The following is a 12717-nucleotide window of genomic DNA, read 5'->3' as shown; positions in this document are numbered from 1 at the left end:
TCCGACACCCCCCTACATCTCAGGTAAGGAACACCTACCGCCATGTCTGAGTTCATCGCGGATCGCGGCGATCAGGGGCTGCGTCGTCTCGCGGCCGGCACGCTGCTCGCCGCGTTCCAGGGCACCGAGGCACCCGAGTGGGTCCTGCGGGAGCTGGAGAACGGTCTCGGCGGCGTCACGCTCTTCGGCTTCAACGTCGCCGACGCCGCGCAGCTGTCCGCTCTCACCTCCCGTCTGCGCGAGGCCGCCGACGCGGTCATATCGCTGGACGAGGAGGGGGGTGACGTCACCCGGCTCGCCTACCACGTCGGCAGCCCCTACCCCGGCAACGCCGCCCTCGGCGCCGTGGACGACACCGAGCTCACCCGGCGGGTCTACCGGTCCATCGGCGACGACCTGGCCCGCTGCGGCGTCAACCTGGACATGGCCCCGTCCGCGGACGTCAACACCGCCGCCGACAACCCGGTGATCGGCACCCGCTCGTTCGGGGCGGAGAGCGCGCTCGTCGCCCGGCACACCGTCGCCGCGGTGCACGGCCTGCAGTCGGCGGGAGTGGCCGCCTGCGTCAAGCACTTCCCCGGTCACGGCGCGACCCGGCAGGACTCCCACCTGGAGGTCCCGCTCGTCGACGCCTCGGTGGAGCTGCTGCGCGAGCGCGAGCTGGTGCCCTTCCGCGCCGCGATCGAGGCCGGGACCAAGTCCGTCATGACCGCGCACGTCCGCGTGCCCGCCGTCACCGGCGCGCTTCCCGCGACGCTCTCCCCCGCCGCCCTGACCGGCCTGCTGCGCGGCGAGATGGGCTACGAGGGTGTGATCATCACCGACGCCCTCGACATGAAGGCCGTCACCGCCGCCTACGGCCTCGCCGGGGGCTCGGTGCTCTCCCTCGCCGCCGGGGCCGACCTGCTCTGCCTCGGCCCGATCCCCACCGAGGACGACGTCCGCCGCATCGTGGACGAGATCGTCGCGGCCGTCCACGACGGACGGCTGCCCGCGACCCGTCTGGAGGCGGCGGCCGAGCGGGCCGCAGCCCTGCGTGCCTGGTTCGGCACGCCCCGCACCGGCGAGGCCGAGCGGGACGTGATCGGCCTCACCGCCGCCCGCCGCGCGGTCAGCCTCACCGGCTCGGCGTCTCCCCTGGTCGACCCGCTGGTGGTCGAGGTGGACACCCCGCCGACCATCGCGGTCGGCGACGTGCCGTGGGGCTTCACCCCGCTGCTGCCGCAGGCGGAGGTGCTGCGGGTCAAGCCGGAGGTGGCCGACGTGGCGGGCATCCTGGAGCGCGCCTCGGGGCGGTCCCTGATCGTCGTCGTCAAGGACGCGCACCGCTACGAGGCGAGCCAGTCGGTGATCTCCGCCCTGCTGGCCGCCCGTCCCGACGCCACGGTGGTCGAGATGGGCCTGCCGATCTGGCGCCCGGAGGGCGTCACCTACCTGGCCACCTACGGCGCCGCCCGCGCCAACGCCCAGGCCGCCGCCGAGCTTCTCGGCGTCTGAAGACACCGGCCACACCGCGCCGCCCGGTGACACCGGCGGCACCGGAGACACCGGAGACACAGTGCCGGTGAGGACGTACCGGCACCGACAAGGCCCGCCCCCGCGAGAACCGCAGGAGCGGGCCTTGTTCTCAGGACCGAGGTTCTCAGGACCGAGGACGGCCGGTCAGGACCCTGCCAGGGACGGCGCGCAGGACGTGTTCGCGGGCACCAGGCCGTAGCGGCCGGCGACGGCCTGGATCTCCGCCCTGAGGGCGGCCGGCGGGCGGTCGCCGAAACGGTCCAGGTACGCCGCGACCTGCGCGGGGTCGTCACGCAGGAACGGGAAGTCGGTGGCGACCATGTGGCGGATCGCCAGCAGCGGGACCGGGCTGCCCAGCGGCAGGAAGGAGGGGTTCCACAGCCCCGCCTTGGGCGGCGGGCCCGGGTAGAACTCCCCGATCATCAGCCCTTCGGAGACGTAGCGCGACTTGAGCGCCTCCTGGGCGTGGTCGATCACCGCGGCTGCCTCGGACTCCGGCAGGTCGGGGAAGAGCACCAGGATCGTCCGGTACTGCGCGGACACTCCCCGCGTGACGGGCAGCCTCGGGAACCAGTCGCGGTAGCCGGCGAGGATCTCGGCCGCCTCGGGCCCGCCGGGCCGCCCGGGGCGGACCGCGAGGTAGAAGGTGCCCCGCTCCAGCGCGGTCTGGGCGTACGGGCAGACGGGCCCTTTCCTGCCCAGTTCCTCGTGGGGGCGGCAGAGATACTCTCGTGCCCAGGTGACGATCTCCCTGAGCGGCGTGCGGTAGCGCAGGACCAGATCGTGGTCACCGGCCAGATCGGCGGTCTCCAGGAGGACACGAGAGGGATCCGCGGGATCGGTCAGCATGGTGGTTCGCCCTTCCGGGTGTTTCGCTGTGCGAGACGTGCGCGACGTGCGAAGCGCGTGAGGCGTACGAGACGTGCGAAGACGGTGCGGCGCGCGGAGTCGGCACCGCGTGCGAGGCGCGCGGGGTCCGCGGCGGGTACGGGAGATGCGAGGCCGGCACCGCGTGCGACGTGCGCGGCGTCGATGGCGCGCACGAGAGGTGTGACCGTGGAGCGGCCGGAGCCGCGTACGAGACGGACGACGGCCGGGGCGGCGGCGAGCAGCCCGGCGACGGCCACCGCCGCCCCCGCCCCGCGCAGGAGCGCGTCCTGCCGCCGGGCGCGGGCGAGCGCGTCCGCGTACGGGACGGTGGTGTGGGAGATCATCGTGTAGAGCGGGACCCACCGGCCGGGGAGCGCCCGGGCGAGCAGCAGGTCCGCCTTCTTGCGCAGCAGGTGCAACGGGGAGCGGAGCCGGTCGCGCAGTTCCACGAAGTTCTGCTTGGACAGCTCGTCGAGCACGTCGGTGTGCGGTTTGCGCAGCCGCTGGTACTCGGCGAAGGCGGCCCCGAGGTCTCCGGGGTGGTCGCCCACGCAGCGGTCGAGGACCGTGCAGTCCTCAAGGGCCGAGTTCATGCCCTGGCCGTAGAAGGGGTAGACGGCGTGGCACGCGTCGCCGACGAGCGCCACCCGGCCCCGGTGGTGCCAGGGTGAGGTGCGGATCGACACCAGGTGCCCCACCGGGTGTTCGGCGTACTCCTTCGCCAGGTGGGGCATGAGGTCGAGCGTGTCCGGGAAGCGTTCGCCGAGGAACTCCTCGGGGTCGGTGACCTCGCCGAACCGCTCGACGGGCAGGAAGAGCGTGCCGGTGAGCGAGTTGTCCCGGTTGGGGTGGGCGACGATGAGGGCGTCCTCGCCGGGCCAGACGTGCAGGGCCTCCAGCCTGGTCCTGGCCGATCCGTCGTCGGCGGCGGGGATGGTGAGTTCCTTGTATCCCCACTCCAGGATCTCCTGGTGGTGCTCGGCCCGCAGCCCGTGGTGCATGTGCGCCCGCACCTGCGAGAACGCGCCGTCCGCGCCGATCACCGCGTCGCCCTCGACGGTGCTCGCGGCCCCGGTGTCCTCGTGGACGAGGCGCGCGGCGGCCGTCTCGCGGTCCAGGCCGACCAGCCGGTGCCGGAAGTGGAAGGTCACCCCCGGCTGGGCCTCGGCGTGGTCGACGAGCGTGGTGATCAGGTCGCGGCGCAGGACCGAGTGAAGGATCTCCCCCTCGTGGGCGCCGTAGGGCTGGAACGGCACCGCGCCGCCGGGCAGGTGGATGGCCCGGCCGCGCATCGGGACGGTGAGCGGCCGCAGGGTGTCCATCAGGCCGATGTCGGTGAGCGCCGCGATGCCCCTGGCGGACAGGCCGAGGTTGATCGACCTGCTCTCGTCCTCGTCGAGCAGCCGGGGGTCGGCCCGGCGCTCGTAGACCTCCACCCGGAAGCCGCGCCTGGCCAGGTAGCAGGCGAGGAGGGTGCCGGCGGGACCCGCTCCGATGACAGTGATCCTCATGTGGTCCTCATGGGGTCTCCAGGCGGGCGACGAGCAGCTCGTTGGGGCCGTCGACGTGCCGCCGCTCGATCCGGCCGAATCCGGAGCCGGACAGCCAGGCGGCGACGTCGGGGAAGGAGTGGATCCCGCCGCCCTGGGTGGTGGCGAGGTTGAGGCCGAAGGCGCGGACGAACGCCTCGACCGTCGCGGGCGTCCCGTCGGGCAGGTCGGCGAAGGTCTCCAGCACGACCACCGCGCCACCGGGGCGCAGCGCGCCCGCCACCCTCTTGAACAGCGCGCGGTTGCCCGCCTCGTCGAACCCGTGGCAGAGGTTGAACAGCAGCGCGGTGTCGTACCCGCCACCAAGATCGGTGCGGGGGTCGGCCAGGTCACCCGGGAGCAGGGTGACGCGGTCGCCCAGCCCGGCCGCCTCGATCCTGGCCCGGCCGCCCTCCAGGGCGTTCGGCAGGTCGACGATCGTCGCGGTGAGCCCGGGGTGCGCCTGGCAGAACGCGATGCTGTGCCGGGCGTGCCCGCCGCCGACGTCGAGCAGGCGCCTCCCGGGGTGGGGCGCGCTCGCGGCGACCAGCGGGGCGAGCCCGGCGGCCATCCCGTCGAGCATGCTCTGGAACTCGGCCAGCGTCCCGGGCCGTTCCTCCAGCCAGGCGTAGAAGTCGACCTGTGGCGTGCCGGTGCGCACCGACTCCTCCAGGCCGTCCCAGAGCTCGCCGAGCACGTCCTGCCAGAAGGCCAGCGCGGGGGCGTAGCTCCACGGGCTCCGCCGGTCCAGGGTGCCCGCGACCATCGGGCTGTTGCCGTACACCCGGCCCGGTGCCCGGTCGAGGTAGCCGAGGGAGGCGAGCGCCTCCAGCAGCACGGCGAGCCCGGCCGGGTCGGTGCCCGTCCTGGCCGCCAGTTCCGTCACGGGGAGCGGGCCGGGCATGAGCGCCTCGAAGACCCCCAGGCGCTGGGCGGCCCCCGCCGCCCGGAACGCCATCGCGCCGATCAGGTCGAGGTGGGGGCCCGGCGCCCCGCGGAGTTCCTCAGGGTCGAGATAGAGCGGCATCGCTGTCTCCTCGCGCGACGTCGGTTCCCAGGTCGGCCTCACCGCGTCCCGCGACGGGTTCCGCCCCGGGCTCCGGTGCGGGCTCCGGAACGGCTTCCCCCGCGCGCTCCGGGACATGTTCCGGAGGGGCGTGCACGTCCTCGGCGTCGGGCAGTTCGGACTCCACCTTCCGCAGGCGGGGCTGGAGGTAGGCGAGCGGCGCGAGCAGCACCAGGCACAGGCCCGTGATCAGGAAGATCGCCGCGATGCCCCGTCCCTCGCCCGTGCCGATCACGGTGCCGAGGGTTCCGGAGAGCGCCCCGCCGGGGGCGAGCATCGGCTCGAAGACCCGGTCGGCGAGCGGCCCCGCGGCCAGGTAGGTGAGCACCGTGGCCGTCTGGGTGAGCGCGCGGACCGTGCTGAGCACCCGGCCCAGCGCCGCGGGGTCGGTCTTGATCTGCAGTACGGTCATCCCGGTGCCCTGCACGAACGGCAGCGTGAACAGGAAGGCGGGCGCCACCACCGCGATCAGCCAGGGTGAGGGCGCGAGGCTGTGCAGGGCGAGCAGCGCCCCTCCCAGGGCGACGAACACCGCGACACCGCGCACCCGGCGCCTCGGCCCGCCCCACGCGCTCAGCACCAGCCCTCCGGCGAAGACCCCCGCGCCGCCCGCGAACATCAGCGCCCCCAGCACCGCGGCCGACCCGAACGACAGGATCAGCGGCTGGACCAGCACCCCGGACATCCCGAAGAACAGGTTGTACGCGGCCAGCACCACGACCAGCTGGAACAGCCCGCGCCTGGCCCGCAGGTAGCGCCAGCCGAACAGCAGGTCCCCGCGCAGCGGCTCCGGTGCGGCCGAGGCTCCCGGGCGGGTGACCTCGCGCGGCAGCCGTACGGCGAACATGACCACCCGGGTGACCAGGAAGGTGACCAGGTCGATCACGACCACCCCGGTGACGCCGACCGTGACCAGGAGCGTTCCCGCCAGCAGCGGAGCCGCGATCCTCACCGAGTCAGCGACCTGCATCAGGCCGTTGGCCCTGCCCAGGTGCCGCTGCGGCATGATCAGCGGCATCATCGCGTGGTACGCGGCCATGTGGAAGGTCCCGAAGACGGCCCCGGCCACCGTGATCACGTAGACGTGCCAGACCTCCGGCGAGCCGAGGACGAGCAGCAGCGCGAGGGCCCCGGTGACCGCGGCGGCCCCGGCGTCGGCGGCCATCAGCATCCGCCTGCGGTCCCACCGGTCGGCGAGCGACCCGGCGAGCGGGGAGAGCAGCACCTCGGGCAGCACCGCGCACAGCATGATCAGCACGAACTCGGTGGCCGAGCCGTTGCGCTGGTAGACCCAGACGCCCAGTACGAACCCCGTCAGGCTCGACCCGATGATCGACAACAGCTGCGCCGCCCAGATGACGACGAACCGGCGTATCCCGTCATGCACGGCTGCCTCCCGGGAGGACTCCGGTGCCGATGTGGTCACCGAGATAGAGGTCGAGCAGTTTCCCGTCCGCCGGAGGGCAGACCAGCCCCGCGGCGGCGAGGAGTCCCTCGGTGGCCGAGCAGTCGAAGGACGGGCCGGGCAGCGCCCCGTACTCGGCGAAGAACGCCGGATAGGGGGCGATCGGCAGGTCGTCGCCGAGCTCCAGCCGGTCGCGGACCAGCCGCCGCCAGCGGTCCCCCGGCGTGAGCCGTACCGGGAAGCCGTGCTCGCGCAGGCCCTCGGCGAGTTCCTCCGAGGTCAGCACCCGCGGGTTGTGGTAGTGGAAGTCGCCGGTGGCCCGGCTCGTCGCCAGGTGCACGATCGCCGAGGCGACGTGGTCGACCGGGGCCATGTCGATCCGCTCCCCCTCCGGCACCGCGCCGAGGCGGGCGCAGGTGGCGAAGAGGCGGCCGAGGAAGTCACCGGGAACCGACCGGCCGGTGCGGCTGTCGGCGGAGACCCTGGCCGGGCGGTGGATCGCGATCGGCAGCCCGGTCTCCCTCGCGGCGCCCGCGATCCGGTCGGCGACCCACTTGCTCCGGTCGTAGCCCAGGTGCAGCGGGCCGGGATCCGGCAGCGGGTCGCCCTCCCTGACCGTGCGCTCCCCGGGGGTGAGGTGCACGCCGAGCGTCGAGACGAGGTGCACGGGGGCGGTGACGCGGCCGGACGCGGCGAGCCGCAGGATCTCCAGGACGGCGCCCACGTTCGCGCGGCGCAGCCGCCGGTAGGGCAGCGCGAAGTTGACCAGGGCCCCGTTGTGCACGACGAGGTCGGCCGAGTCCGCCAGCTGCGCGAACTCCCCGGCGGTCAGGCCGAGTCCCGGCAGGGCGAGGTCCCCGGCGTGCGGGACGATCCTGCCGTCGAAGCGCTCGTCCCAGAGCCCGTACCGGTCGAGGTTGTCGCGCAGCCTTCCGGCGGGCGTACCGCCCCTGACCAGGCAGTGGACCTCGGCCCCGGTCGTGCCCAGCAGCCCGGCGAGCAGGTACGCGCCGAGGAAGCCGGTGGCACCGGTGAGCAGCACCCGGCGCGGCGGCCCCCCGGGGACCGGCGCCCCGGTGTACGCGATGTCGCCGGGCAGCACCGCCTCCGCGTACAGGTCCACCAGGTCCGCGGCGGCCGGGGTCCAGCCGTCCGCGCTCCCGCCCGCCCGAGCGGACCCGGCGTGAGAAGCCGGAGTGGCCCCGGCGGGCGAGGCCGGAGAGGACCCCGCGTGAGGAAGCGCCCCGGCCATCCGAGAGCCCGCGTCCGGGAGACCGAGCCGCTCGTCCACTGCGGCGGCGAGCCCGGCCAGGTCGGTCGCGGCGAAGAGCGCGGTCATCGGGACCGGCACCCCCAGCTCCGCGGTGATCCTGGAGACGATCCGCGGCGCCAGCAGCGAGTGCCCGCCCAGGTCGAAGAAGTTGTCCCCGCGACCGGGCTCCACCTTGAGCGCGTCGGCCCAGATCCCGGCGATGACCCGCTCGGTCCCCTCACGCGGCGGCTCGTACGGCGGGGCGTCGCCGTCCGCGTCCGGCTCGGGCAGCGCCCGCAGGTCGACCTTGCCGTGCGAGGTCAGCGGGAGCGCGGGCAGCGTGACGACCGCGCCGGGCAGCATGTAGCCGGGAAGCCGACCGGCGAGGAAGGCGCGCAGCTCGGCGACGGTGAGCCGGTCCCCCACCAGATAGGCGACGAGCCTCCGGGGGTCGGCGGTGACCACGGCCTCGCGGACACCGGGATGGGCCAGGCAGGCCGCCTCGACCTCGCCCGGCTCGATCCGGTTACCGTGGACCTTCACCTGCCGGTCGGTGCGCCCCAGGAACTCCAGGTTCCCGTCGGGCCGGTATCTGCCCAGGTCGCCCGTGGCGTACATCCTCGCGCCCGGCCGGGACGAGAACGGGTCGGGCAGGAAGCTCCCGGCGGTCCGCCCGGGACGGCCCAGATAGCCGCGCGCCAGGCACTCGCCACCGATGTGGATCTCTCCCGGCACCCCGATCGGGGCCGGGTTGCCGTGGCGGTCGAGCACGTAGACGCGGGTGTGCGGCAGCGCGGTGCCGATCGGCAGGTGCGTGGCCGCGCCCAGCTCGGCGCCGTCGACCGTGCGGTACGAGGTGGCGCAGACGGTCGCCTCGGTCGGGCCGTAGTGGTTGTGGAACGCGACCCGGCCGCCGGTGAGCGCGGCCCAGGCGCGCAGGCGTTCCACCGGCACGCCCTCGCCGCCGACCATCATCGTGGTGATCGGGGCCGTGATCTCGTCCAGTTCCTCGACCCACTGCTGCCAGAGCGCCGAGGCGGTGTCGACCATCGTGATCGAGTGCTCCGCGCACAGGGCGGCGAGGGCGGGACCGGTCAGCGAGGCGGGAGCGGGGTGCAGCACCAGCGCGGCACCGCTGATCAGGGCGGGGAAGACGTCTCCCGCCGAGGCGTCGAAGCTGAGCGGCGGGACCATCAGCACCCGCTCCCCCGGCCCGAACCCGTGCAGGTCCCTGAACGATCGGGCCAGGTGGGACAGTGCGCGATGGCCGACGACGACCCCCTTGGGGCGCCCGGTGGATCCGGAGGTGTAGATCACGTAAGCGGCCCGCTCAAGGTTCTCCGCCCCGGCCCCGCGCGCCGGCGCCATGTCGTCACCGGCGCGCGAACCGTCAAGACCGAGGTTCTCCACCCCGGCCTCGCGCGCCGACGTCCTCTCGGCCGTCGCGTCGTCACCGGCGCGCGGCCCCTCGGGGGCAAGGCTCTCCGCCCCGGACCCGCGCGCCGGCGCCGTTCCCACGAGAGCGCCGTCCGTCCAGCGGGCGAGGTCCGCCCGGCTGACGACCGGCCCGGTGAACCCGGCGAGCTCCGCCCCGTCCGCGATCACCGCACGCGCGCCGGAGTCGGCCAGCAGGTACGCCAACCGCTCGGCGGGCTGCGCCGGGTCGAGCGGCAGGTAGGCGGCCCCCGCCTTGAGAATCCCCAGCAGCGCCACGATCGCCTCGGGCCCGGCGGCGAGCGCCAGCGCGACCAGCGCCTCCCCGCCCCCGGCGGTACCGGCCCCCACCGGCCGCTCCAGCAACGGCCTGAGCCGGTCGGCCACGACGTCCGAGGCCCGGTCGAGCTCCCCGTACGTGAGAACGGCGCTCCCCTCACCGGGAGCGGCGGAAGCGGCGGGAACACCGGGAACTGCGGGAGTGATCACCGCGGGGGCGTCCGGGGTACGCGCGGCCTGCCGGGCGATCAGCCGATCGAGGAACTCCCCCGCCCCGTGAGCCGGCCGAACCGGCCGCGCCGGCCACCCCGGCCGGCCCGACGGGACCGGGCCTGACGACCGGACCGGATCGTCCGAGAGCACGTCCCCCGGCCCCCAGACCGGCGGCCCCTCCGAGAGCACGTCCCCCGGATCCGGCACCGAAGCACCCCCGAGCACGATCGCGCGCTCGGCGGCGGGCAGGATCTCCAGCCGTGACAGGCGGCGGCCCGGGTCGGAGACGATCGAGCGGAACAGCGTCTCCAGCTGGGCGCCCATCCGCTCCACCGTGGACCGGTCGAACAGGCCGGTGTTGTAGGCGAACATCAGCTGGACGTGCGTGGGATAGACGATCACGTCCAGGGAGAGGTCGAACTTGGCCACGGCCAGTCCCGACGCCACCGGCTCGGTGCGGATACCGTCGAGGTCGAGCGATCCGGCGTCCGGGTTGCCCAGCATCAGCATCGTCTGGAACACCGGGGTCCTGGCCGGGTCGCGGTCGACGCGCAGCTCGCTCACCACGTGCTCGAACGGGACCGAGGCGTGGCCGTACATCGTGAAGGCCCGCCGCCGCACCCGCTTGAGCGTCTCGCGGAAGGTCGGGTCGCCCGCCAGGTCGGCGCGGAGGGCGAGGGTGTTGATGAAGACACCGAAGACCTTCTCGAACTCCTCCTCCGTACGGCCCGCGACGGGGGTGCCGACGCAGAAGTCGTCCTGGCCGGTGTAGCGGGAGAGCAGCACCTGGTAGGCGGCGAGCACGGCCATGAACGGCGTGCACCGCTCGGCCCGCGCCATCCCGGTGATCCCCCGCCACAGCTCCAGCGGGATCCTGTGGATCACCAGGCCGCCCTCGGTGGTCCGCACGGCCTGGCGCGGCCGGTCGGTGGGCAGTTCCAGCACCGGGACGCCGTCGAGCTCGCGCACCACGTCGGAGATGTCCACCGGCTGCCCGCGCTGCCCGCGCACGTAGTCGGCGTACTGCAGTGCGGGCGGCGGGAGGGGGGACGGCAGCCCGAGGGTGAAGGCCGCGTAGAGCGACGCCAGCTCCCCGAACATGACCTGCTCGATCGACCAGGCGTCCCCGGCGATGTGGTGCACGACGACCAGCAGGACGTGCTCGTCGAACCCGGTGCGCACCAGGGTCGCCCGCAGCAGCGGACCGTTGACCAGGTCGAACGGCCGGTTGCTCCGCTCGGCGAGCAACGCCTCCAGCGCCCGTTCCCCCTCCCTCTCCCGCTCCCGCGACACCCCCGCACCCCCGCCCCGCGGTCCATCCGGCGGACCGTGCGGCGACCCACCCGACGAACCGTCCGACGGACCATCCAGCGAGGCGTGCGGCGGCTCGCCCGTCAGGTCGAGCCGCTCCATGACCAGCGGCACGGGATCCAGGACCGTCGCGGACGGGAGCCCCCCGACCTCGGGGAAGACGGTCCGCAACGCCTCGTGCCTGGCCACGACCTCGCCCAGCGCCCGTTCCAGGGCGTCCGCGTCGAGCGACCCGATGAGCCGCTCGCAGACGACCATGTTGTACGTCCCGTCCCCCGGGGTGAGCCGGTCCAGGAACCACAGGCGCTCCTGGGCGTACGAGAGCGTGCTCACGCGGCCCCGCCCCGCAGACGCGTGACCTCCTCGGCGACGCCGGCGATGGTGGGGTTGTCGAAGAAGACGTCCAGGGACACCTCCACGCCGAGCCTGCGGCGGGTCCTGGCGATGATCTGGGTGATGGTCAGCGAGTGCCCGCCGAGGTCGTAGAGGTCCTCGTCCAGCCCGATGTCGTCGAGGCGGAGGATCTCCTGCCAGATCTCCCGTACCTGCGCGGTGACCGGATCCTCCCCTGCGGGAGGTTCCGTCGCGTTGCCGGGGGCCGGGACGAACAGGTCGGTCACGGAAGGCTCCTCTTGGGGCGTGGGGTGGGGTGGTTCCGCCAGATCCGCGACCTTCGCGCGGGGGTCCGCGGAGATGGCGCGCAGCAGCGCGCGCAGGTGACCCGCGATCCCGGACACGTCGTCGTGGCCGATCGCGGCGGGGTTGAAGCGGAGGCCGAGGGTGAGACTCGGACCGGCGTCCACGGCCTGGATGTGCAGCGCGCCGTGGGCGGTCCCGTTGAAGACCGTCCACTCCACGCCTGCCCCGACACCGGGGAAATCCGGGACGGCCGCCCTCCTGCGGTAGCTGAGCAGCACCGGTGAGGAGGGCGGGTCCGGCGGCGCGTGCCGGAACCGGTACATGGCGTGCAGCTCGGCCCGGACCGCGCGCAGGTGGTCGGGAAACCGCTCGTCGAGAGCGGGGTGCGGGACGAACGGCACCCGCGCCACGAACGGCCCGATGCGGTCGCGTGTCTCGCGGGTGCGGGTGCCGAGGTCGAGGGCGAGCGGCGACGCGGAGGTGCCGTACCGGCGCAGCAGCACGCCCACGGCCGCGAGCAGCAGCTCGAACCTGGTGGCGCCGAGCACCGTGGCGGCCTCGGTGAGGGCCCCGGACTCCGCGCCGCCGAGCACCATCTCGACGATCTCCCCGGGACCGGTGCCGTGCGGGACCGCGCGCAGGCCGGGCAGGACGAGCTCCGCGGGCGCGCGGTCGCGCTCCTTCCAGAACTCCCCGGCGCCGTCGGGCGGTGCGGGGAGAACCCCGCCGCCCGCACCCGAACCGCCACGCCGATCCGTCCGCGCGGACGGTGGGCCCTGGGAGGAGCCGTACGGCCGCGGCACCGGGAAGGACGGCGACGCCGTGCCCGGCAGGGTGGCCCGCGCGAAGTAGGCGTCGGCCAGTTCGCGGATCAGGACGTCCTTGGAGCCCGCGTCGAACACCCGCCCGTGCGCCGTGAAGAGCAGCCTGACGCGCTCGGGACCCACCGTGACCAGCGTGAACCGGGCGAGCGGGCCGCGCTCCAGGTCGAACGGCCGGGCGGCCTCGGCCGCGGCGACCCCGGGGTAGCGCTCCGGGGTCGACTCCGTGCGGGTGACCCTGACACGGCCGAGGACCGGGTGCCTGCCGGCCACGACGGCGCACGCGCCCAGCAGCGCCGGAACGTCGACGGGACCGTTCAGGTGAAGCACCAGCGGGATTCCCCGCAGGTCGAAGGGGGCGTGCGACATCCTGTCCGTCT

Annotated in this window: 7 protein-coding genes; 1 reads left to right on the top strand and 6 read right to left on the bottom strand. The window is 74.2% G+C overall.

All coding sequences use genetic code 11. From position 1 onward, the window contains the following. Window positions 1-42: 42 nt before the first annotated feature. Window positions 43-1497, top strand: a complete 1455-nt coding sequence (locus tag ACFFRH_RS20560; protein ID WP_386158679.1) for a glycoside hydrolase family 3 protein — start codon at window positions 43-45, stop codon at window positions 1495-1497. 165 nt (window positions 1498-1662) lie between these two features. Here ACFFRH_RS20560 and ACFFRH_RS20555 read toward each other — a convergent pair whose 3' ends face one another. From ACFFRH_RS20555 to ACFFRH_RS20530, 6 genes are read right to left on the bottom strand one after another with little or no spacing between them, the layout of a single operon-like run. Then, complete coding sequence (locus ACFFRH_RS20555) at window positions 1663-2367, bottom strand: DUF6875 domain-containing protein (RefSeq protein ID WP_386158676.1); 705 nt, start codon at window positions 2365-2367, stop codon at window positions 1663-1665. Beyond that, entirely contained in the window at window positions 2361-3899 is a 1539-nt protein-coding gene (locus ACFFRH_RS20550) for an FAD-dependent oxidoreductase (protein WP_386158674.1), read from the bottom strand. The genes ACFFRH_RS20555 and ACFFRH_RS20550 overlap by 7 nt, the downstream gene beginning before the upstream one ends. Window positions 3900-3906: 7 nt before the next feature. Next, complete coding sequence (locus tag ACFFRH_RS20545; RefSeq protein WP_386158671.1) at window positions 3907-4944, bottom strand: class I SAM-dependent methyltransferase; 1038 nt, start codon at window positions 4942-4944, stop codon at window positions 3907-3909. Continuing rightward, window positions 4922-6370, bottom strand: coding sequence for an MFS transporter (locus tag ACFFRH_RS20540; RefSeq protein WP_386158668.1), 1449 nt, complete (start codon window positions 6368-6370; stop codon window positions 4922-4924). Before ACFFRH_RS20540 ends, ACFFRH_RS20545 begins: the two co-directional genes overlap by 23 nt. Next, entirely contained in the window at window positions 6363-11210 is a 4848-nt protein-coding gene (locus ACFFRH_RS20535) for a non-ribosomal peptide synthetase (RefSeq protein ID WP_386158664.1), read from the bottom strand. The genes ACFFRH_RS20540 and ACFFRH_RS20535 overlap by 8 nt, the downstream gene beginning before the upstream one ends. Then, window positions 11207-12706 carry a condensation domain-containing protein gene (locus tag ACFFRH_RS20530; RefSeq protein ID WP_386158661.1) on the bottom strand — a complete coding sequence of 500 codons (1500 nt, stop codon included), beginning with the start codon at window positions 12704-12706 and terminating at the stop codon, window positions 11207-11209. Before ACFFRH_RS20530 ends, ACFFRH_RS20535 begins: the two co-directional genes overlap by 4 nt. Window positions 12707-12717 lie beyond the last annotated feature (11 nt).

The organism is Streptosporangium vulgare (assembly GCF_042428775.1).
Classification (GTDB): Bacteria; Actinomycetota; Actinomycetes; order Streptosporangiales; family Streptosporangiaceae; genus Streptosporangium; species Streptosporangium vulgare.
The sequence above is the reverse complement of the archived record's forward strand: the minus strand, read 5'-3'. Positions and strand labels throughout refer to the sequence as shown.